The organism is Tardibacter chloracetimidivorans (genome assembly GCF_001890385.1).
In the GTDB taxonomy this organism is placed as follows: Bacteria; Pseudomonadota; Alphaproteobacteria; order Sphingomonadales; family Sphingomonadaceae; genus Tardibacter; species Tardibacter chloracetimidivorans.
On record NZ_CP018221.1, the window covers coordinates 2950078 to 2970635 of the forward strand.

The window sequence follows — 20558 nt, forward strand, 5'->3', positions numbered from 1 at the left end:
TTGGAAAGCCTCAGTCCAGCGTCTCGTTGGCCGAAACGCCCCATATTCCTTCGGAGCGGACATAGCCGCCGCGACCGTCCACGGTGAACTTGCACCAGCTGTTCGCGCAATCGCTCAGCACGCCGACCACGCCGGGTTCCGCGCGCCAGAGGATCGGCGCGCCAGCGTCCGGGCGCGCGCGCAGTCCCTGTACGCCGTTCCGCACCATGGCGGTGCGCTGGCCCGACACCATCGTCCGGTGCATCCAGCCGCGCGCGCCATCCGGGTCCACCACCTCGCGCCAGATGCCATATTCCTTCACCACGCGAACCGGCAGGCCCTTGCGCTGGTAAAGCCAGGTGATCGGATAGCGCTCTCCCGGCCCGGTCCGCATATTGGCCTTGCCAGACGCCAGCGAGGCGTACCTTGGCACCGGCAGGCCCGACAGACCCTCGACCGCGTCGCGCGGCAGATTTCCCGAATTGGCGGATGGGGTGGTTGAAAGCACGACGGCTGCCAGCAGCTCGAACATCGATCCTCCCGCTTGTTAACGCCTGCGGCCTCTCATTGTCGCAACTGCCCGGTTGTCGCAAGTCCTGTTAACCAGCGTCGGCCTTTTCACGCTTCGGCTTGACGCATGGCCGGGAAGGCCGGATAGCGCGAGGAATGAGCGACAAGCAGCGTCCCCGCCGCCCCAAGGCGATCGTCACGCGCAGGCTGCCCGAAGCAGTCGAAACCCGCATGGCCGAGCTTTTCGACGTCGAGCTTAATCTGGACGACAAGCCCTTCGACCGCGCCCGTCTGGAAGAGGCGGTGGCGAGGGCCGATGTGCTGGTACCGACGCTGACGGACCAGATCGATGCGGCGCTAATCGAGAAGGCCGGGCCGCAGCTGAAACTGATCGCCAATTTCGGAAATGGCGTCGACCATATCGATCTGAAGGCCGCGCGGGCCAAGGGCATCGTCGTGACGAACACCCCCGGTGTGCTCACCGAGGATACGGCCGACATGACGATGGCGTTGATCCTGTCCGTGCCGCGCCGCCTAGCCGAGGGCGTGCAGATGGTACTGGAGGGCGAGTGGAAGGGCTGGAGTCCCTGCCACATGCTGGGCCACCGCATCACCGGAAAGCGGCTTGGCATCATCGGCATGGGACGAATCGGACAAGCGGTCGCAACGCGCGCCCGCGCCTTCGGCCTTGCAATCCATTACCATAACCGCAAGCGTCTGCCGGAAGCGGTCGAGGAGCCGCTGGAGGCGACGTGGTGGCCGACGCTGGACGCAATGCTCAGCCGGGTGGACATTATCTCCATCCACTGTCCGCACACGCCCGAGACCCACCACATGATCAATGCCGAGCGTCTTCGGCTGATGCAGCGCCACGCCTATCTGATCAACACCGCGCGCGGCGAGATCATCGACGAGCCGGCGTTGATCGCGGCCCTTCAGGAACGGCGGATCGCCGGCGCCGGGCTCGACGTGTTCGAGCATGAGCCCGCCGTTGACGAGCGGCTGCTCGCGATGCGGCACGTCGTGCTGCTGCCGCATATGGTCTCGGCCACCATCGAGGGGCGGCTGGCGATGGGTGAAAAGGTCATCGCCAACATCCGCGCCTGGTCCGATGGCCACCGCCCGCCCGATCAGGTGCTGGAGGGCTGGGCCTGAGGGCGTCCGGCCGGCCCGATTTTCGTTCCGTCCGCCGAACACTTCCTGCCTGTTTCAGGAACGATTCAGCCTGGGGCTGCGTTTTATACTCCGGCAATCGACTGGAGGAACCTATGCCCCGGACTATTTTTGCCGTTTTCGGCACGGCTGGCGCAGCCCTGCTGATGGCTTCGCCCGCAATTGCAGGTGACGCCGGAGACATTTTGAAAGGCGGCGCGATCGGCGCTGCCGGTGGTGCGGTGGTCGGCGCAGTGGTGCCCGGCATAAGCACCGGCGAAGGCGCGCTGATCGGCGGCGCGGGTGGAGCCGTCATCGGAGCGCTCGATAGGGATGGCCGCCGCTGGTACCGCGACGAACGCGGAAACCGCTATTGGGTCGATAAGCGGGGGCGCCGTCACTACAAGCGTTAAAAGGAGAAGCAGGATGCGAACGAGCCTCGTTGTATTGACCATCGGCCTCGCCGTCGGGCTGGCCGGGTGTGAAAGCAAGATCGGCCGGGGCGCTGCAATCGGCGGCGCTGGCGGCGCTGTTGTCGGCGCGGTGGTGCCGGGCCTCAGCACCGTGGAAGGCGCGGCCATCGGCGCGGCGGGCGGTGCGGTCGTCGGCGCTCTCGACAAGGACGACGAGGGCCGCCAGTGGTATCGCGACGAATATGGCAACCGCTATTACATCGATAAGGACGGCCGTCGCCGTTACGATTGAGCAACCCTTCGGACACCCGCCGAAGACGCGGCGGGTGTCCTTTTTTCGCTAGAGGCGTGGGCCGACCATCTTCTCCTTGGAGGAGCTTTTCTTCGGCTTGGCGCTTTCCATGATCTTGAGCAACGCCGCGCTGCGGCTGTCGCGCTTTGCATAATCGCGGGCGCTGTTGCCGGTGAAGCGGTCGGTCTGATCGGGATCGGCCCCGCCGTCGATCAGCGCGCGCACGGTGGTTGCGTCGCGCGCCTGCACGGCAAAGATCAGCGCCGTCTCGCCACGGCCGTTGACTCCATTGGGATCGGCTCCGCGAAGAAGCAGCACGCGCACGCCATCGGCAAAGCCAAGTTGCGCCGCCAGGATCAGCGGTGTGCGCCCTTCGTCGTCCCGCGCTTCCAGATTCGCTCCGGCGTTGGCGAGAAAGTTGATCCACGGCACGTCGCGTCGCTTCACCACGATGTGCAGTCCCGTTTCGCCGGTGGAATAATCGCGGCTGTTGACCACGGTGGATCCGGGCTTGTCGAAAAACTCCTTGGCTTTCAGCGCATCCTGATCGCGAACCGCCTTCAGGAACTGATAGGCGTGTGACTGGAACTGCGCTGCCGCCGGCATGGCCGTGGCCGCGATCAGCCCGGCTGCGATGGTCGCCCGGATCAGCCTTGTCTTCATATTCTTCATTCCCGCACTGATTTTCCTGCCCATTCTAGGCTTGCAAGCACGCTCTTGGCAAAGCAGAGGTGGGCAGGCCATGAACAGACGCTTTATTTTGCTCGCTTTGCTGGCTGCAATCCTCGTGGCCGGGGCGGTGCTGGTGCTTGCTCCGGGGAGCAAGCAGGCCACCGAAGCGCCGCCGCTGGCCGGTGCGACGATCGGCGGCCCGTTCAGCCTCGTCGATCAGGACGGCAGGCCCGTCACGCAGGATGCGCTGAAGGGCCGCTATGCGCTGGTCTATTTCGGCTACACCTATTGTCCGGACGTCTGCCCCGTGGACCTTGCCCGGTTGATGCAGGGGTTGCGGGCGTTCGAGGCGAAGGACGCCGCGCGCGCCGCAAGGGTGCAGCCCGTCTTCATCACCATCGATCCCGCCCGCGACACCGTGCCGGTGGTCAAGCAGTTCGTCAGCGCGTTTCATCCGCGCCTGATGGGGTTGACCGGAAATCAGGAGGCGGTCGACGGCGCACTCAAATCCTATCGCGTCTACGCCAGGAAGGTAGGCCCCGAAGAGGCGACCGACTATCTGATGGACCATAGTGCCAATGGCTATCTGTTCGACCCGGACGGAAAGCCGATGCTGCTGTTCACGCAGGTCGACAAGCCCGACGACATTGCGGCACTGCTCGATCGCTGGGTGCAGTGAGCGCCTCCCCGCCATTCTGGAAGACAAAGCCGCTCAGGGCGATGACGCGGGCCGAATGGGAATCGCTCTGCGACGGCTGCGGCAAATGCTGCGTCCACAAGCTTGAGGACGAGGATACGGGCGAACTGATGCCCACCAACGTCTCGTGCCGGTTGCTGAACCGCCGCACCGGCCTGTGCAGCGATTACAAGCACCGTCAGGCCTATGTGCCGGAATGTGTGCGGCTGACCGCCGAGAATATCCGCAAGATCGACTGGCTTCCTTCCACCTGCGCCTATCTGCTGCTGGCCAATGGCGAGGATCTGCCCGATTGGCACCCGCTGGTGACCGGAGACCCTGAATCGGTGCACCGGGCAGGCCAATCGGTGCGCGGCTGGACCGTGTCGGAGGATGAGGCGGGCGACCTTGAGCATCACCTCATTGATCGCATCCTTTAGGGTCAGGACCCCTAAGCGACCAGCCGCCGCCTGCGAGGAAAGGCTGGAGATCGGCGGCCGTTCGCTGCCGCTCGTGATCGTCCGCTCGCCCCGCGCCCGGCGCGCCGCGCTGCGCGTCGACGCGACGAGAGGGGAGATTCGCCTGACGCTGCCGCCGCGCGTTGCCGAAGCGCGCGCCCGCCGCCTGATCGAAACGCATCGCGAATGGATCGCCGATCGGGTCGCCTCGCTGCCGCTGCCACGGCCGTTCATGGCCGGCGCGGAAATCCCGTTCGAGGGAGAGATACTGCAAATCATATGGGACGCGCATCGCCCGCGTGTCCCTGTCCATGATGCACCAGGCGGGCGGCTGATCGTCGGCGGACCGGCGGAGGGGCTGCACGGCCGGGTGGAACGATGGCTGCGGCGGAGGGCGCTGGAGGTGCTGAGCGAGGAAAGCCGGGCCTATGCGGAAAAGGCCGGAAAGCCGGTGGCGGGCGTCCGCCTCGGCGATCCCAAGGGACGCTGGGGAAGCTGCACGAGCGGCGGACGCATCGCCTATAGCTGGCGGCTTGTCATGGCCCCGCCCTGGGTGCGCCAGTCCGTCGTTGCGCACGAAGTCGCCCACCTCGTGCATCTCAACCATTCACCGGCCTTCCATGCGCTGCACAGGAAACTGCTGGGCAGCGATCCGGCATGCGCCCGCGCCTGGCTGGCGGCGAACGGCCCCGCGCTTTATTGGGTCGGACGGGCGGGCTGATACTGGTCGGACAAGACTCGATCGAGCCATTGCTGATCGAGGCGTGGGTCGACGGGCTGATCCTCCATACGTTGAGAGCCGTCGATCGGCATGCCGTCCGGATCGACGAGTTGGCCGGTGCTCACGCCATTTTCGATAATGCCGTAAACCTCGTCGTCGGGTTCCATCTGGTTGCCGGGCAGATCGAACGAGGTGGTCAGCTCCGAAACCGGAATATCCGAGGTTGCCTGACGCATGAAGGCGGCAAAGGCGGTGGCAGGCGCACGCCCGCCTTGCAGACCGGCGACCGGGCGGGCGTCGTCGCGGCCCATCCACACGCCCGCTGTCAGATTTCCGGTAAAGCCAAGGAACCAGCCGTCCCTGTTGGAGCTGGTGGTGCCCGTCTTGCCGGCCAGCGGTCGGCCGATCTGCGCCGCGCGGCCGGTGCCGGTCTCCACCGCCGCCTTCAGCAGGTCGGTCATGGAAGCCGCGACCCAGGGCGCGACCAGCACTCGCGGTTCGGCGGGGGTGCGCTCGTACAGCACCTCGCCCGCGCCGGTGGTGATTCGCGATATGCCATAGGGTACGGCCGCGCCGCCGCCGTTGGCGACGCTCGCAAAGGCCCGCGTCATGTCGATCAGCCGTACATCGGATGTGCCAAGCACCATGGACGGATGGGTGTTGACCGGCGTGGTGATTCCGAACCGGCGGGCCATGTCGGCCACGCGGCCATAGCCCACATATTGGCCGAGCTTGGCGGCGACGGTGTTCAGCGAAAAGGCGAAGGCCTGCCGCAGCGTGACTTCGCCCATATGGCCGCGACTGTAGTTGCGCGGCGTCCACCCGTCGATCGTGATCGGCTGGTCGACCACCAGATCGTCGGGCGTCGCCCCGTCTTCCAGCGCCGCGAGATAGACGAACAGCTTGAAGGCTGAACCCGGTTGCCGCTGCGCCTGGGTGGCGCGGTTGTAGATTGAGGTGACATAATCCTTGCCGCCCACCATCGCCCGCACCGCGCCGTCGTTGGACATGGCGACCAGCGCCCCCTGCGCGCCGCGGGGGGTGAAGCGGTCGATCGCCTCATCGGCGGCCTTCTGCATCCCCAGGTCAAGCGTGGTCGTGACATTCAGCGGCTGGCTGGTGTCGCCGACATATTCGTCAAGCTGCGCCAGCGCCCAGTCTGTGAAATAGCGTACGCTGTTCTGCCGGGGCTGGGGCGCGATCTTGGCGTTCCGGGGGTCGGCCATGTTCGCGGTGGCGGCGCTGATCTTCCCCGTCTCCTTCATCAGGCGGATGACCACCTGCGCCCGCCCGCGCGCGGCCTCGGGATCGGCGGAAGGCGCATAGCGCGACGGCGCTTTCACCAGTCCCGCGATGATCGCCGCTTCTTCAAGGCTCAGCCGGGTGGCGGAATGGCCGAAGAAGCGGCGGCTTGCCGCGTCGATGCCATAGGCCCCGCCGCCGAAATAGACGCGGTTCAGGTACAGCTCCAGGATCTGCTCCTTGCTGAACTTGCGCTCCATCGCCATGGCGAGGATGACCTCGCGGAACTTGCGGGCGAATTTGCGCGCGTTCGTGAGGAAGATGTTGCGGGCAAGCTGCTGCGTGATGGTGGACGCGCCCTGATAATTGCCCCCGCGCGAGAAGTTCACCCAGGCGGCGCGGGCGATGCCGATCGGATCGACGCCCGGATGGCCGTAGAAGCGCCGGTCCTCCACCGCGACCATCGCATCGATCATCACCGGCGGGATTTCGTCATGGCTCAGCCACTCGCCATAGGACGGGCCGACAGACGCGATCACGCTGCCGTCGCGCGACAGCACGCGAACCATCTGCCCGTTGGGCGAGGCGCGCATTTCCTCATAGCCGGGCAATGACGACAGGGCGATCATCACGGCGACGCCCAGCGCGACAAGGCCGAACAGGGCGGCGACGCCGGTGATCTTCAGCGCTGCGATCGCGGCTCTGTTGAAACCATTTCCGGTGCGGGCGGGGGTGCGACGGCGGGTCATTGTCCCCGCGCCTAGACCATTTCAGGGCCTGCCGAAAGCCGTCTCACGCGCCGGTTGCGACGATGCGAAGGCTCATTCCTTCGCCTCGAAATCAAGCGCGGCGGAATTCATGCAATAACGCAGGCCCTCCGGACCCGGGCCATCGGGAAAGACATGGCCCAGATGGCCTTCACATGTCGTGCAGCGCACTTCGGTTCGAACCATGCCATGGCTGACATCCCGGTGCTCCTCCACCGCATCCTGTTCGACAGGAGCGGTGAAACTGGGCCAGCCGGTGCCCGAATCGAACTTCGTGTCGCTGGTGAAAAGCACCGCGCCGCAGCCCGCGCAGCGGTATATGCCCTGGTCGTGGTTGTTCCAGTATTTGCCGGTGAAGGCAGGCTCGGTCCCCGCCTCGCGCAGCACATGATACTGGCTGGGGTCAAGCTCCTCGCGCCACTGCGCATCAGCCTTGTCGATCTTGCTCATGGCATGAATGTGGGGCGCTGGCCCGGCCGATGCAACCGCAAACTGGCCGTCAGGGCGTCCGTCGCCCGATTTCGGACTGGCCGCGCGTCAGCAAGGCCTCCACCTCAGCCTGCAGCGACTGCACTTCGGCCTCCGCCTCGGCGGTCGCAGCGCCGCCGACCCGCGCCTGGGCAAGGTCGGACATCACCGCGCCAAGGTCGGTGCCGGCATTGCGCACCGCGCCTTGCGCCGCCAGCAATCGGGAGAGCGTCACCTGATTGTCGACCCACTGCTCGCTGCCGCGCTCCGCTTCGGGCGCCGGAGCCGATGCGGCCGCCACCGCCTGATCAAGCCTTTCGCGCGCCTGCCTCAGCGCCGCCCGCACCGCCGCCATGCGTTTCAATATGGCCGGATCGACCGCCGCCGGTTCAGGTGCGGGCGTGTCGTCCGGCGACAAGTCCTCGGCCGCGATCTTTTCCACCGGGCGGGGGGACAGGCTCGGATAGGCGGCATCGTTTTTCGATGTGCATCCGGCGAGCAGAAACAGGAAAAGGCAGGGGAGAGCGGCTTTCACGCCTTCAATCCTTATGCGCCGCGGGCGGCTTGCGCAACGGGCTTGCGCAACGCGGAACATCCTACTATGTCCGCTGCTCCCGCGCCCGTAGCTCAGCTGGATAGAGCATCAGACTACGAATCTGAGGGTCGGACGTTCGAATCGTTCCGGGCGCGCCATACCGCCAGAAGTGCGGAAATCCGTGATTCGTGGCTGGACCATTCCCGAACAAAAAGAGAGAACTGCGGGCCAGCACGGATTTGGAGCCGCTGATGCGGATATCCCTGTCGTTCACGCGCACCTCGCTGAGTAGTAAGCGGGCATAGGCTTGCCGCAGATCGGCCGGACCGTGATGCAGCTTCTCGCGCAGGGTGTCATCTCCAAGCCATTTTCACGCGATGGCCTCATTGCAGCTTTGCGCTATATAGAAGAAGGGATTTGCAGGCCGCCAGCGACCTCCGCGCCGCCTCCGAATCTCACCGTCGCCCGCTCTTCCGACTGACCTGACCGGCCCACGCTGCTCCTCACTCCGTTGCTGCCACTCGCAGCGAAACTGAACCTTTGGTATCTTTCAGGCACCGCCCGTGCGTCGAAAGACGGGACTTTGGCGGTAAGGGGCGTGATGTGAGGGTGAGGGCGAAGGACGGCTCATGGCATTTGCGCGCTGATGTGTTTACCGAACACGACACCACTTACGGACATTCTCGCTTATAGCGGCTTCTTAGTCAGCAAATCTCCGCTCAGAAGATCTTGCGCATCGGCTGCACCTTCAGGTTTCAAGGCCGCAGACCCCGCTGGGAGTGGTTGATCCGCCCGCCTGCCGTGCTCCTCGATGTCCTGTAATAGCTCTTCATTTCGGCAATTTCCTTCACTTGATCCCGCGTGATCCGGTCTGCCAAATAGCGCACACGCGGATCACGAATGTCGGTCTTTCGCGCATTATTGATGGCGATGGAGTGATGCGGGATCATCGCCTTCATAAAGTCGGTATCGCGGATGAACGTTTGGCTCCGGTTGAGGGTCAGAAGCGCCAAGCCGCCAATGATAGACGCAGCAACAACAATGATTTTCGCGGTCGCTGGTCGATACATCCTCCACATGAAGGTGACCATGACCGCTGACATGACACAACCCATGGGCAAGAAAGAAATTAGCTTGGACAAGCTGAATAGCGCGTGGTCCCAGCTGTAAACGAGTTGATATGTGAGGAAGAACATGATGATGGTCGATGTTGAGATCATTGCCGCAAAGCGTCCTCAACCCGTGCCCATCTCCTGGTGCTGATTCATCGCGGCCTCCGGTCCTTCAAGGATGGGAATGGATCAACCGGCCTTTCGTTCTACTGTCCGCTTCAGCACAATTACAGGTTGTTCAACACTGCGGTGCGGTGCGGTGGGGTTAGGCCAGCCCAAGAGGCCTGACCGTTATCAACCCTTCCTTTTTCGCCCCGAAACATGGCGCGCCAGCTCCAGACCAAATTCCTCAGCCAGCTTCTCCCTTATGCCGCCGCCACGAATCAACATGCCGCCCCATCCGCCATGGCTGTTGCGCACCTTCACCCGAAAGCTGCCAAGCGATGCGGCGGTAGTGGCATCAACAACCTCGACTGATCCCTCAAGTATATCCGAGTTGCTGGCTAACAAGATCGCGATGGCCGCATCGGCCGTCTTATAGCGGTCTAGCGTAATGCGCAGGAACACTGGCCGCCCCTCCTCCAGCTTCCAATCGCGAATAACGTCGCGGATGACGAGCGGGAACATCTGTTTGAAAGGCATGGTGGCATAAAGTGCGCCATCTCGCGGTCCGCTCGGGTAGCTGTGCGGGTCGAGTGGTGCGAGGCCCGCCTCTGCCCGGCGCCGCGCTGCCTTCGCCTCGCTGGCGGTTAGTTCAGCGCGCAGCTCAGGAGTGAAATCAAGATCCATTCCAGTGATCCTTACCGGTTGGCCGGCGATGAGATTCAAAGGTTGGATTGGCGTTACCTGCCGCGCTTCGGCGGCAGTCGCCAGCAGCATGGATGACAGGATTATAAGCAAAAAATGGTACATTGAACGACCTTTTCGGCAGGTTATCAGATATATGGGCCATTCAGTTAACGACAGGCTGCGCAATATGCCTAACCCTCGTCGTTTCTGTGGCGATCCGAAACGCTACAACTAGTCGACTGCAGCGCAGTGCTTTCTCGAAGATGCGATAGACAGCTTGGCCACGTCGCTTGCCACTGCGGCATCGCCGGCGCGGATCAGGCCTGAGCCTTCACGGGCAGTCGAAACGGTGCACCGAGCCGATTGAAGGCGTTCATGGCTGCAATCGTGATGGTGAGATCAACCAGATCCTTCGGCGCAAAGGCGGCTGCCGCCGCTGCATAGCCTTCATCCGATGCGTGCGTCTCGCTGAGCAGCGTCACCTCCTCGGCCCAGGCCAGCGCCGCGCGATACTGCTGGGGAAACAGGTGAGGCACCTCGGCCCAGACCGGTAACAGCGCGACCTTGTCGATCGGCATGGTCTTCAGCAGATCGCGCGTGTGCAGATCGATGCAATGGGCACAGCCGTTGATCTGCGAAACACGCAGGAAGACGAGATGGATCAACTCCTCCGGAAGGTTGGTGCTGGTGGTGACATAATGATGGATGCCGAAAAGCACCTTGGCGCCCTGCGGCGCGACCTCGTGCCAGACCAGCCGTTTGCCTTCGCTCATGATGATTTCCTTCGTCTTGGGCGGCGTTCAGAGACGCTCGCCGACGTGACGAGGCAGGATGGGGCAGTGTGACATGCCCGCCGATCTTTTTTCCACCCTGGCCCCGCCCCATGTCACACCGGCCCAGGCTGCATCGTCTTATCAGCGATCTACGAAGGAGGTGTCAGTGTCTGTCGGGATGAGCAGGAACGGCGAAGGCCGACGGATGCGGCAGCTCGACACGCGAACCGCCGACTTCCAGACGCAGCGGAAGCGCTTGCTGCGCCTTGCCTATCGCATGCTCGGTTCGGTCAGCGAGGCCGAGGACGCCGTGCAGGATGCCTGGCTGCGCTGGGATCAGGCGAAGACCGGTATTGATGCCCCTGCTGCCTATCTCACCCGGATCGTCACGCGCCTCTGCCTCGACCGGCTGAAGTCAGCGCAGGCCCGGCGCGAAACCTATGTCGGGCCGTGGCTCCCCGATCCCCTGATGGACCCGGTGGAACCGGACGAGACGATTGCCGACGACATCACACTCACGCTCATGCTTGCCATGGAGCGCCTATCACCGTTGGAGCGCGCGGCATTTCTCCTCCACGATGTCTTCGATGTCGCATTGACCGAGGTGGCCGCAACGCTGGGACGCGAACCTGCTGCGGTGCGTCAGCTCGCGTTCCGTGCGCGCAAACACATCCAGACCACGCGACCGCGCTTCAATCTCGGGGCGGCGGAAGCTGACCGGATCGCGCGCGCCTTCTTCGTTGCCGCCCGTGATGGCGATATGACGGCCCTCTCGATGCTTCTGGCGAAGGATGTCGAGATTCACACCGATGGTGGCGGAAAGGTTCTGGCATTCCGCAACATCGTAAGAGGCGTGGAGAATGCGCTACGCCTTTTCGCCGGCCTACGTCGAAAGAATGCGCCTCCACCGACCCTGTTGTGGACGGCGATGATCGACGGCTTGCCAGGCTATATCAGCGTCGATGAAGCCGGTTTGCCCCACACGACGGCGCTCGACATAAGCGAGGGCCAGATCGTCGCGATCTACATTGTGAGAAATCCCGACAAGCTCGCTCATCTATCCGCTACGCCGAATTGAACCATCGTCCGAATCCGATGCTCGGTGTGTGCTGAATGAATGGCCGATAACCAGGCATATCCTCAAGGCCGACAGCGCTCCAGCGAATCCGCACGATATCAGCGCTCCAGTATGTCTTGTTTGCATGGGAGATATTCCTCGCGGTCGATCTCGCCGCGGGCATAGCGTTCGTCGAGCTGGTCCGGCGCGGAAGCCTTCATGTCGTTTCCGGTTCCATTCCGATCGGCGTCGGAGCGGCGGATCATCACGATGCAGGCACCTGCGACCGCGACAAGGACCGCCAGCCAGAAAATGGCGTGAAATATGCCCCAGGCGCCCCAGCCGAAGCCCATCATGGTGCCGGGGCCGCCATACATATGCCAGCCATATTGGGCCTGAACGCCTGCCGGCCCCGCCAGCAAGGTCAGGGGCGAAAAGACGTGGCTGAACATCTTGTGCTCCTTTCAGGCAGCGTCACCTCAAATACGGGTGGCTCTGAGCCGCAGCGAATTGGCGACCACGGAAATCGACGAGGCGCTCATGGCGAAGGCGGCGAACATCGGACTGATGAGGATGCCGAACAGCGGATAGAAGATGCCAGCCGCGATAGGCACGCCTGCGCCGTTGTAGACAAGCGCGAAGAACAGGTTCTGGCGGATGTTGCGCATGGTGGCGTGGGCCAGGCGGCGGGCGCGCACGATGCCGTCGAGATTGCCTTTGACCAGCGTGATCCCGGCGCTTTCGATGGCGACGTCCGCGCCGGTTCCCATTGCGATGCCGACATCGGCCTGTGCCAGCGCCGGCGCGTCGTTGATGCCGTCGCCCGCCATCGCGACCTTGCTGCCGCCCGCCTGAAGCTCCGCGATAATACGTGCCTTGTCAGCCGGCAGGACATCGGCACGAATCTCGTCGATGCCGAGCCGCGCGGCCACCGCTCTCGCGGTCCGCTCATTGTCGCCGGTCGCCATGACGATGCGAAAGCCGAGCGCGTGCAATGCCTTGAGCGCCGCCGGGGTGGTCTCCTTGACCGGATCGGCGACACTGACGAGCCCGGCCACGGCGCCGCCCAGCATGACGAACATCACGGTTTCGCCCTCGTCGCGTCGCACATTGGCCTTGTCCGTCAGCGTGGCCGCTTCCAGCCCGAGGTCGGCGACGAGCTTCAGATTGCCGAGCGCGACGCGCTTTCCGTCGACCGTGCCTTTCACGCCCTTGCCGGTAACCGCCTCGAAATCGCTCGCCGAGCCGAGCTCGATACCACGTTCCTCTGCGCCCGCCACGATCGCCTCCGCCAGGGGGTGCTCCGACGCCTTCTCCAGCGTGGCGGCGAGGCGCAGCACTTCGGCTTCGTCATGGCCCGGTTCGGGCAGGACAGCGACGAGCTTCGGTCTGCCTTCCGTCAACGTGCCGGTCTTGTCGACGATCAGCGTATCGACTTTCTCGAAGCGCTCGAGCGCTTCGGCGTTCCGGATCAGCACGCCGGCCTGAGCGCCGCGCCCGGTCGCGGTCATGATCGACATCGGAGTAGCAAGCCCGAGCGCGCAGGGGCAGGCGATGATGAGGACGGAAACGGCCGCGATCAGCGCGTAGGACAACGGCGGAGACGGCCCCCAGAAGGCCCAGGCGATGAAGGCCAGAACGGCAATGCCGATCACGGCCGGCACGAACCAGCCCGCAACCCTGTCCGCATATTTCTGGATCGGCGCGCGCGAACGCTGGGCATTGGCGACCATCTCGACGATCTGCGCAAGGACTGTATCCGCGCCCACGCGCCTCGCCTCGATCACAAGACTGCCCGAGCCGTTGATTGTGGCGCCAGTTACCGGGTCGCCCGCGACTTTCTCGGCCGGGACCGGTTCGCCGGTGATCATGCTTTCATCGACGGACGAGCGGCCTTCCATCACGGTCCCGTCGACCGGCACCTTCTCGCCGGGCCGCACTCGCAGCCGGTCGCCGACCTGAACGTCCTCGAGCGGAATTTCCTCCTCGCGACCGTCGTCGCGGATCACGCGTGCGGTCTTGGCGGCGAGATCGAGCAGCGCGCGGATCGCCTTGCCGGTTCCTTCGCGCGCGCGCAATTCCATCATCTGCCCCAGCAGGACCAGCACGACGATCACGGCAGCGGCTTCGAAATAGACCGGCACATTGCCTTCCGGATCTCGGAAGCCTGCGGGAAAAATGCCGGGCGCCAGAACCGCGACGACGCTGAAGATCCACGAGGCGATCACGCCCATGGCGATCAGTGAGAACATATTGAGGTTCATCGTGCGGAAGGAATTCCAGCCGCGCACCAGGAAGGGCCAGCCGCACCAAAGGACGACCGGCGTTCCGAGCGCCAGTTCGACCCACAGTGCGGTACGCGCGCCAAGCGCCTGGCGCACGCCGCCGAGCCCGACCAGCGGCCCCATCGACAGCAGCAGCAGGGGAATGGTCAGCGCGGCGCCAACCCAGAAGCGCCGGGTGAAATCCACCAGCTCCGGGTTGGGACCTTCCTCAACCATCGCGGCGGATTCCAGTTCGAGGCCCATGCCGCAGATCGGGCAGGAACCGGGGCCGGGCTGCCGCACCTGCGGGTGCATCGGGCAGGTATAGACCGGCTCGCCATAGCCCGAAGGCACCCGGTCATAACGGCCGTCTTTCGGCACTTCGCTGCCATGCGCGTGGCAGATCTGGTCATGATGATGTCCGCGGTGCTGATCGCTCATCATCGCAAAGCCCCCTTGCGAGATACTATAGGGGGGTATAGTAATATTTATTCTGTCAGTTTGCAAGGTGAACGCCCAATGCACAAATTCGGCAAGCAGATCGCACGCATGCGCCGCATCGAGGGGCAGGCGCGCGGCATCGCCAAGATGATGGAGGAAGACCGCTATTGCATCGACATCCTTCAGCAGTTTGCCGCAATAGAAGCGGCTTTGCGCTCGACGCGCGCTGAAGTGCTCAAGATACATGCGGGACATTGCGTAGAGGAAGCTATCGCATCGGGTGATAAGCACGACCAGAAGCAGAAATTTTCCGAACTTGTGTCGCTGTTCGAGAAACAGGGTCGCTAACCGTGGATCTTCGCCTCTCCAGCTTTCCGGTTTTCAGGAGGTCGCAATGATCAGATATACTGTTGCAGCAGTTCTGTTTGCAGTTGCTCCGCTATCGCTTGCCGTCGCAGCGCCGACGCCGCCTACGGACAGGACCCCGCCTGCCAACTGCCCGCAAATTCAGCAGCATATGGGCGATGGTGCCATGAGCGGACCGGGCCAGATGATGCAACATGGTGATGGCAGCATGGGAAGCGGCACCATGGGGCATGGCAATATGGGCACCGGAGCCATGCAAGGGCAAATGCAGGGCCAGATGATGCAGCATGGCGATCATCAGGCGATGATGCAGGGTCAGGCGCCATGTCCGGCAGCTAGCAAGCCGGCGGATAGCAAACCCAAGGACGGCAAATAGTAGATCGAAGGAAGCGCCGGGCGGCGCACTATCACGCGGCCCGGCCGCCTTCACCCTTCACGCCCCATTTCATGAGGCCGCTGGGCAGGGCCAGAACCTGATCGTCGACCTCGTCAACAACAGTTCCGAAGGCACGTCCATCCACTGGCATGGCACGCAACGACGTGCCGCCGCGCTCAAACGACGATCGACCAGTTCTCATCTTCATCATCTCGGGTGCGCCATTTTTGGTTCGAAGGCACGAACGCTAGCACCGCCGCCTCTACGCCAGAAGCGGCGGTGAGCGTTCGGAGCGACTCGCTGCGCAGGCCGCGAATCCGAACCTCCGTCTTGCTGACTACCTCGACGCGCTGGGCGACCGCCCGGATGTGATCGCGGGCGAATGAGCCATCGCCCTGCCGCAGCTTCCTGCGCGCCGCGTCGCCGACCGTGCCCGCCTGCGCCATCGCCGCTACTCCTCCGACTCGAAGCTGCGGTTTTCGCGGCAATGCCAGAGGCGCAGGAAGAAGATGGTCCCGGCCGCGATCTCGTACCGCATCTCATAGTTGCCGACGATGATCCGGCGGACCTCTTCATTTGACCGGCGAGGGCAGCGGCTTTTCCGTCTCGAGGCTGTCGCCCCATGTCTGGATCGCCTGATGGTCGATCACCCGGCCGGCATCGAGATCTTCCAGGGCTTCGAGCGTCATCTTGATGCTCCTCCTCCTGATCGACCCAGGCGGCGACCGCCTGCTTCAGCCCAGCGTTGGTTTCGAAGCTGTGTCCTCGGTGCATTTGCCGGCACATTTACCGCGCCTGCGGCATAGCTCGGGAATCAATTGCGATTCCCTGCCGATCCCGAACACCCGATCATCACGCCACTGGATAGGGCGTAAGCGAGCTGTGGTCCTGATCGATGGCCAGCGCCCGGCCGATCGGCGGGAAAGCCCGCTGCGGACAGGCGGGCCGCTCACAGACCTTGCAGCCCGCGCCGATCGGCGTCGCGGCTCCCGGATCGGCAAGATCCAGCCCCTTCGAATAGATCAGGCGCGGGGCGTGCCGCACGTCGCAGCCGAGCCCGACCGCAAAGGTCTTGCCCGGCACGCCATAACCGGCATTACCGCGCCCGACCGTCCGCGCGATCCACAAATAGGTTCGCCCGTCAGGCATCTGCGCGAGTTGGGTCAGCACGCGCCCCGGCTGCACGAACGCTTCATAGACGTTCCACAGCGGACATGACCCGCCGACCCGCGAAAAATGGAAGTCCGTCGCCGACTGGCGTTTGGAGATATTGCCGGCCCGATCGACCCGGATGAAGAAGAAGGGCACGCCGCGCGTTCCGGGCCGCTGGAGGGTCGAGAGCCGATGGCAGATCGTCTCGAACCCGACCCCGAAATGACGTCCCAGCCGCTCGATGTCATAGTGCTGCGCCTCGGCAGCGCGCAGAAAATCGCCATAGGGCAGGATCAGTGCGCCCGCGAAATAATTGGCGAGCCCGATCCGCGCGAGATGCCGCGCTTCATCTCCCGACAGCGCGGGATCGTCGGCAAGCCGGTCGATTACATCCCCCAATTCGAGGAAGGCGAGCTGGGTCGCCATCTGGAACGCCTGCTGGCCCTGCTTGAGATCGGGTGAGATGTGCAGCGCACGGCTGGCGGGATCGTAGCGGCGTTGCGCGGTCTCGCCCTCGTCGTAGATCAGGCGCACGTCATGGCGCTTCGCGAGCCATGCGGCGAGCCCGGCATGGACGGTGCGAGGGCCGAGGCCGGTCGCGGCGTAGAGGCGCTCGGCCGCGTCATCCAACTCGGCGATATGGTTGTGCCGCGCATAGAAGAAATCGCGGACCTGCTCGAACGGCATCCGGGCGGGCGCATCACCCATCCATTCGTCGCCGAGCCGCGCCGCCATCGCCTCGGCGCGTTCCACGCCCTCGCGATTCTTCCGGTGCAGCGCCACCAACGTCCGCGCGACAGCGGGCATGTTGGTCGCCAGCTCGCGCATTTCGGCCACCGAAATCGTCTCGGCCTGGGCGCCATCGGACAGTGCCTCGCGCAAATCGGTGATGAGCCGCGCCTCATCGTCTTCGGAGAAGATCTGCACATCGACCCCGAACGCGGCGTTGAGGCGCAGCAGCACCGGCACGGTCAGCGGGCGCTGGTTCTGTTCGAGCTGGCTGAGATAACTGGTCGAGATCGCTAGCGCCTGCGCCAGCGCGGCCTGGGTGATGCCGCGCTCCTCGCGGAGGCGGCGCAGCCGTACGCCCATGAACGCCTTGCTCATGACGCGGCGCTCACTTCACAAAATCCACAACTTCGCAGTAACTCATCCGCATAACTTCACCTGTTCAGTCATTCCGTACGACCTGATTGTGTGAATATTGTGAACTCACCTGTCCCGCAAGGGTCATCGCAAGGTGAGTGGATGCAGCCCGTTCTCAATAATGATCCCGGCGACACCCTGTTCGTGGAGATGATCTTCCCCGAACAGGCGAACCACTACGGGACACTGTTCGGCGGGACCGCGCTCAGCCTGATGGGCAAGGCGGCATTCGTGGCCGCAAGCCGGCGCGCGCGCCGGGCGGTCGTCATGGCGACCTCAGACAAGATCGAGTTTCACATGCCCGTCGCGGTCGGCCAGCTCGTCGAGCTTGCGGCGCACGTATCGCGTGTCGGCCGCACGTCGATGACCGTCGAAGTCGCCGTGATCGTCGAGACCCTCACGACCGGCGAACGCCGGCCGGCGATGCGCGGGCAGTTCGAGATGGTCGCTGTCGATGAAGACGGCAGGCCCGCGCCGATCGACCCCGAAAACCCGACAACGAAGGAAGCCTGAGTTTATGAAGCTGCACGACGTCCGCACCTACAAGTCCGCCGAGCCGCTGGCGCGCGAGGATCAACTCGCGTGGAAACTTGCGGCGGTCGCGACGGACCCCGTGGCCGTCGAGGCCGAAGTCGCCGAAATGATCGGCAATCGGATCATCGACAACGCCGCGGTGGCGGCCGCCTCGATCGCGCGCAAGCCGATCCGCTCGGCCCGCGCGCAGGCGCTGGGCCATCGCTCCGAGCGCGGCGCGGCGCTGTTCGGCCTGGACGAAGATGTGAGGGTGAGCCCGGAATGGGCGGCCTGGGCTAATGGCGTCGCGGTGCGTGAGTTGGACTTCCACGATACCTTCCTCGCTGCGGAATACAGCCATCCCGGCGACAACATCCCGCCGATCCTAGCTGTCGCCCAGGCCAAGGGTCTGGATGGCGCTGCATTGGTGCGCGGCATTGCCGCCGGCTACGAAATACAGGTCGATCTGGTGAAGGGCATCTGCCTTCACGAGCACAAGATCGACCACATCGCCCATCTGGGGCCAAGCGCAGCCGGCGGCATCTGTGCCCTGCTCGGGCTGTCGACCGAAGTCGCCTGGCAGGCGATCCAGCAGGCGCTGCACACCACCACCACGACCCGCCAGTCGCGCAAGGGCGAAATCTCGACCTGGAAAGCCTATGCCCCGGCCTTCGCGGGCAAGATGGCGATCGAAGCGGTAGACCGGGCCATGCGCGGCGAAGGCGCGCCGTCGCCGACCTACGAAGGCGAGGACGGGTTCATCGCCTGGCTGCTATCTGGACCGGAGCATGTCTATCAAGTTCCATTGCCCGCACCCGGCGAACCTAAACGCGCAATTCTCGACACCTACACCAAGGAATATTCCGCCGAATATCAGAGCCAGGCGCTGATCGACCTCGCCAAGCGGATGGGACCGAAGATCGGCGATCTCAGTCAGGTCGAAAGCGTGCTGATAAAGACCAGCCACCACACCCATTATGTGATCGGCACCGGCGCGAACGACCCGCAGAAGATGGACCCGAAGGCGAGCCGCGAAACGCTCGATCATTCGATCATGTATATCTTCGCCGTCGCGTTGCAGGACGGCGGCTGGCATCACGAAAACAGCTATGCACCGGAGCGCACACAACGTGCCGACACTGTCGAGCTGTGGCACAAGATCAGCACCGAGGAAGACCCGGCCTGGACCGCGCGCTACCATGCCAAGGGGCCGGAAAAGGCGTTCGGCGGCAAGGTGGTCGTCAAGCTGAAGAACGGCCAGTCGATCGTCGACGAATTGGCCGTCGCCGATGCCCATCCGGCCGGTGCCCGCCCATTTACCCGGTCCAACTATATCGAGAAATTCCGGACCCTGGCGGACGGGATCGTCCCGATCGGGGAGCAGGATCGCTTCCTGGCCCTGGTCGAGTGCTTGCCGACCCTCAGCGCGGCGCAGGTCGCCAGGCTCAATTTCACCGTCGATGCCGCCCGGCTGGGGCCTGACGCCCCGGTTGGCATCTTCTGAGGATCATGGTCATGGGAGCAACCTTCAGGCCGAAGAAGTCGGTGGCGCTTTCAGGCGTCACCGCCGGCAACACCGCGCTCTGCACCGTGGGGCGCACGGGCAACGACCTGCACTATCGCGGCTACGACATCCTCGACGTCGCCGGGACCTGCGAGTTCGAGGAGATCGCCCATCTGCTTGTGCATGGCAGCCTGCCGACCGCCGCGCAGCTCGCCGGCTATAAGGCCAAGCTCCGGTCGTTGCGCGGTCTGCCCGCGGCGGTGAAGCGGACGCTGGAGGCAATTCCGGCCGCCGCGCATCCGATGGACGTGATGCGCTCCGGCGTCTCGGCGCTCGGTTGCGTGCTGCCCGAGGCGGCCGACCACAACCATCCCGGCGCCCGCGATATCGCCGACCGGCTGCTGGCGTCGCTGGGCTCGATGCTGCTCTACTGGCATCATTTCGCGCATCATGGCCGCGCGGTCGAAGTCGAGACCGACGACGACAGCATCGGCGGGCACTTCCTCCACCTCCTGCATGGCAAGCCGCCCAGCGACAGTCATGTCCGCGCTATGCACACCTCGCTCAACCTCTATGCCGAGCACGAGTTCAACGCCTCAACCTTCACCGCCCGGTCGATCGCGGGCACCGGCGCCGACATGTATTCGGCGATTACCGGCGCGATCGGGGCCTTGCGCGGCCCCAAGCATGGCGGCGCCAATGAAGTCGCGTTCGAGACCCAGAAGCGCTACTCCACCGCCGACGAGGCCGAGGCCGACATCCGCCGCCGCATCGAGGCGAAGGAGGTTGTGATCGGCTTTGGCCACCCGGTCTATACCGAGTCCGACCCGCGCAACGTCATTATCAAGGACGTCGCCCACCGGCTCGCGCTGGAGGCCAAGGCCACCCGACAGTTCGAGATCGCCGAGCGGATCGAGAGCGTGATGGCCGACACCAAGGCGATGTTCGCCAATCTCGACTGGTACAGCGCCGTCTCCTACCACCTGATGGGCGTGCCGACCGCGATGTTCACGCCGATGTTCGTGATCTCGCGAACCTCGGGCTGGGCGGCGCACGTCATCGAGCAACGGATCGACAACAAGATCATCCGCCCATCCGCCAATTACACCGGCCCCGACAATCTCGCCTTCGTGCCGATCGAGGCGCGCGGCGACGGCGTTCCCGCGCTGGCGGGCTGAAA

27 protein-coding genes and 1 tRNA gene are annotated in these 20558 nt (G+C 64.3%); 14 read left to right on the plus strand and 14 right to left on the minus strand.

What is annotated here, in order from left to right; all coding sequences use genetic code 11:
* Nucleotides 1-10: 10 nt before the first annotated feature.
* The gene (locus tag BSL82_RS15275) at nt 11-511 is read right to left on the minus strand and encodes an SH3 domain-containing protein (protein ID WP_072598143.1); all 501 of its coding nucleotides are present in this window, start codon (nt 509-511) and stop codon (nt 11-13) included.
* A gap of 134 nt (nt 512-645) precedes the next feature.
* On the opposite strand from BSL82_RS15275, the gene BSL82_RS15280 reads away from it, so the two are divergent.
* From BSL82_RS15280 to BSL82_RS15290, 3 genes are all read left to right on the plus strand, one after another.
* The gene (locus BSL82_RS15280; RefSeq protein WP_072598144.1) at nt 646-1644 is read left to right on the plus strand and encodes a 2-hydroxyacid dehydrogenase; all 999 of its coding nucleotides are present in this window, start codon (nt 646-648) and stop codon (nt 1642-1644) included.
* 164 nt (nt 1645-1808) lie between these two features.
* Nucleotides 1809-2054 carry a hypothetical protein gene (locus BSL82_RS15285; RefSeq protein ID WP_226998491.1) on the plus strand — a complete coding sequence of 82 codons (246 nt, stop codon included), beginning with the start codon at nt 1809-1811 and terminating at the stop codon, nt 2052-2054.
* A 13-nt stretch (nt 2055-2067) separates the two neighbouring features.
* Nucleotides 2068-2346, plus strand: coding sequence for a YMGG-like glycine zipper-containing protein (locus tag BSL82_RS15290; protein ID WP_072598146.1), 279 nt, complete (start codon nt 2068-2070; stop codon nt 2344-2346).
* A gap of 48 nt (nt 2347-2394) precedes the next feature.
* Here the strand turns inward: BSL82_RS15290 and BSL82_RS15295 are convergent, their stop codons facing one another.
* On the minus strand, nt 2395-3018 hold the full coding sequence (locus BSL82_RS15295) for an ankyrin repeat domain-containing protein (RefSeq protein WP_083579243.1): 624 nt from the start codon (nt 3016-3018) through the stop codon (nt 2395-2397).
* 70 nt (nt 3019-3088) lie between these two features.
* Here BSL82_RS15295 and BSL82_RS15300 point away from each other — a divergent pair, with 70 nt between their 5' ends.
* The 3 genes from BSL82_RS15300 to BSL82_RS15310 are packed head-to-tail and all read left to right on the plus strand — an operon-like array spanning nt 3089 to nt 4873.
* A complete protein-coding gene (locus BSL82_RS15300) occupies nt 3089-3697 on the plus strand; it encodes an SCO family protein (RefSeq protein WP_072598148.1) in 609 nt (202 codons plus the stop codon).
* Between the two features lie 41 nt (nt 3698-3738).
* A complete protein-coding gene (locus BSL82_RS15305) occupies nt 3739-4134 on the plus strand; it encodes a YcgN family cysteine cluster protein (RefSeq protein ID WP_237267760.1) in 396 nt (131 codons plus the stop codon).
* On the plus strand, nt 4118-4873 hold the full coding sequence (locus tag BSL82_RS15310) for a M48 family metallopeptidase (RefSeq protein WP_226998492.1): 756 nt from the start codon (nt 4118-4120) through the stop codon (nt 4871-4873). The genes BSL82_RS15305 and BSL82_RS15310 overlap by 17 nt, the downstream gene beginning before the upstream one ends.
* Here the strand turns inward: BSL82_RS15310 and BSL82_RS15315 are convergent.
* From BSL82_RS15315 to BSL82_RS15325, 3 genes are all read right to left on the minus strand, one after another.
* On the minus strand, nt 4849-6864 hold the full coding sequence (locus BSL82_RS15315; protein ID WP_083579245.1) for a transglycosylase domain-containing protein: 2016 nt from the start codon (nt 6862-6864) through the stop codon (nt 4849-4851). The genes BSL82_RS15310 and BSL82_RS15315 overlap by 25 nt on opposite strands.
* Nucleotides 6865-6936: 72 nt before the next feature.
* Nucleotides 6937-7332 carry a peptide-methionine (R)-S-oxide reductase MsrB gene (msrB, locus tag BSL82_RS15320; protein WP_072598150.1) on the minus strand — a complete coding sequence of 132 codons (396 nt, stop codon included), beginning with the start codon at nt 7330-7332 and terminating at the stop codon, nt 6937-6939.
* Between the two features lie 49 nt (nt 7333-7381).
* Nucleotides 7382-7885, minus strand: a complete 504-nt coding sequence (locus tag BSL82_RS15325; RefSeq protein ID WP_158010932.1) for a hypothetical protein — start codon at nt 7883-7885, stop codon at nt 7382-7384.
* An 81-nt stretch (nt 7886-7966) separates the two neighbouring features.
* Here BSL82_RS15325 and BSL82_RS15330 point away from each other — a divergent pair.
* Nucleotides 7967-8043 (plus strand) — tRNA-Arg (locus tag BSL82_RS15330).
* A 597-nt stretch (nt 8044-8640) separates the two neighbouring features.
* Here BSL82_RS15330 and BSL82_RS15335 read toward each other — a convergent pair.
* From BSL82_RS15335 to BSL82_RS15345, 3 genes are all read right to left on the minus strand, one after another.
* Nucleotides 8641-9105 (minus strand): DUF305 domain-containing protein, encoded by a 465-nt coding sequence (locus BSL82_RS15335; RefSeq protein WP_226998493.1) that lies wholly within the window; start codon nt 9103-9105, stop codon nt 8641-8643.
* A gap of 186 nt (nt 9106-9291) precedes the next feature.
* Nucleotides 9292-9876, minus strand: coding sequence for a hypothetical protein (locus BSL82_RS15340; protein WP_158010934.1), 585 nt, complete (start codon nt 9874-9876; stop codon nt 9292-9294).
* A 227-nt stretch (nt 9877-10103) separates the two neighbouring features.
* Complete coding sequence (locus BSL82_RS15345) at nt 10104-10559, minus strand: carboxymuconolactone decarboxylase family protein (protein ID WP_072598153.1); 456 nt, start codon at nt 10557-10559, stop codon at nt 10104-10106.
* Between the two features lie 205 nt (nt 10560-10764).
* On the opposite strand from BSL82_RS15345, the gene BSL82_RS15350 reads away from it, so the two are divergent.
* A complete protein-coding gene (locus BSL82_RS15350) occupies nt 10765-11637 on the plus strand; it encodes a sigma-70 family RNA polymerase sigma factor (RefSeq protein WP_083579246.1) in 873 nt (290 codons plus the stop codon).
* A 98-nt stretch (nt 11638-11735) separates the two neighbouring features.
* Here the strand turns inward: BSL82_RS15350 and BSL82_RS15355 are convergent, their stop codons facing one another.
* Nucleotides 11736-12068, minus strand: coding sequence for an SHOCT domain-containing protein (locus BSL82_RS15355; RefSeq protein ID WP_226998494.1), 333 nt, complete (start codon nt 12066-12068; stop codon nt 11736-11738).
* Nucleotides 12069-12095: 27 nt separating this feature from the next.
* On the minus strand, nt 12096-14324 hold the full coding sequence (locus BSL82_RS15360; RefSeq protein WP_083579247.1) for a copper-transporting P-type ATPase: 2229 nt from the start codon (nt 14322-14324) through the stop codon (nt 12096-12098).
* Here BSL82_RS15360 and BSL82_RS15365 point away from each other — a divergent pair.
* The 3 genes from BSL82_RS15365 to BSL82_RS21855 all read left to right on the plus strand — a co-directional run bounded on the left by BSL82_RS15365 (nt 14277) and on the right by BSL82_RS21855 (nt 15346).
* Complete coding sequence (locus tag BSL82_RS15365; RefSeq protein ID WP_335743897.1) at nt 14277-14669, plus strand: metal-sensitive transcriptional regulator; 393 nt, start codon at nt 14277-14279, stop codon at nt 14667-14669. The two genes, BSL82_RS15360 and BSL82_RS15365, sit on opposite strands and share 48 nt — an antisense overlap.
* Nucleotides 14670-14853: 184 nt before the next feature.
* Nucleotides 14854-15063: a hypothetical protein gene (locus BSL82_RS15370; RefSeq protein ID WP_226998495.1), complete on the plus strand. Its 210-nt coding sequence runs from the start codon at nt 14854-14856 to the stop codon at nt 15061-15063.
* The gene (locus tag BSL82_RS21855) at nt 15038-15346 is read left to right on the plus strand and encodes a multicopper oxidase domain-containing protein (RefSeq protein ID WP_083579351.1); all 309 of its coding nucleotides are present in this window, start codon (nt 15038-15040) and stop codon (nt 15344-15346) included. The genes BSL82_RS15370 and BSL82_RS21855 overlap by 26 nt, the downstream gene beginning before the upstream one ends.
* Here the strand turns inward: BSL82_RS21855 and BSL82_RS20780 are convergent.
* The 4 genes from BSL82_RS20780 to BSL82_RS15395 all read right to left on the minus strand — a co-directional run bounded on the left by BSL82_RS20780 (nt 15240) and on the right by BSL82_RS15395 (nt 17322).
* A complete protein-coding gene (locus BSL82_RS20780; protein ID WP_072598157.1) occupies nt 15240-15509 on the minus strand; it encodes a hypothetical protein in 270 nt (89 codons plus the stop codon). The two genes, BSL82_RS21855 and BSL82_RS20780, sit on opposite strands and share 107 nt — an antisense overlap.
* 5 nt (nt 15510-15514) lie before the next feature.
* Nucleotides 15515-15622 carry a hypothetical protein gene (locus BSL82_RS21635; protein WP_335743912.1) on the minus strand — a complete coding sequence of 36 codons (108 nt, stop codon included), beginning with the start codon at nt 15620-15622 and terminating at the stop codon, nt 15515-15517.
* Nucleotides 15623-15635: 13 nt separating this feature from the next.
* The gene (locus tag BSL82_RS21930) at nt 15636-15752 is read right to left on the minus strand and encodes a hypothetical protein (protein WP_503660808.1); all 117 of its coding nucleotides are present in this window, start codon (nt 15750-15752) and stop codon (nt 15636-15638) included.
* A gap of 163 nt (nt 15753-15915) precedes the next feature.
* Nucleotides 15916-17322 carry a short-chain fatty acyl-CoA regulator family protein gene (locus BSL82_RS15395; protein WP_072598158.1) on the minus strand — a complete coding sequence of 469 codons (1407 nt, stop codon included), beginning with the start codon at nt 17320-17322 and terminating at the stop codon, nt 15916-15918.
* Between the two features lie 141 nt (nt 17323-17463).
* On the opposite strand from BSL82_RS15395, the gene BSL82_RS15400 reads away from it, so the two are divergent.
* Genes BSL82_RS15400 through prpC form a run of 3 tightly spaced genes read left to right on the plus strand, consistent with a single transcriptional unit; the run spans nt 17464 to nt 20556 of the window.
* Nucleotides 17464-17874, plus strand: coding sequence for an acyl-CoA thioesterase (locus tag BSL82_RS15400; RefSeq protein ID WP_072598159.1), 411 nt, complete (start codon nt 17464-17466; stop codon nt 17872-17874).
* 4 nt (nt 17875-17878) lie between these two features.
* Nucleotides 17879-19378 carry an MmgE/PrpD family protein gene (locus BSL82_RS15405; protein ID WP_072598160.1) on the plus strand — a complete coding sequence of 500 codons (1500 nt, stop codon included), beginning with the start codon at nt 17879-17881 and terminating at the stop codon, nt 19376-19378.
* An 11-nt stretch (nt 19379-19389) separates the two neighbouring features.
* Complete coding sequence (gene prpC, locus BSL82_RS15410; protein WP_226998496.1) at nt 19390-20556, plus strand: bifunctional 2-methylcitrate synthase/citrate synthase; 1167 nt, start codon at nt 19390-19392, stop codon at nt 20554-20556.
* Nucleotides 20557-20558: the final 2 nt, after the last annotated feature.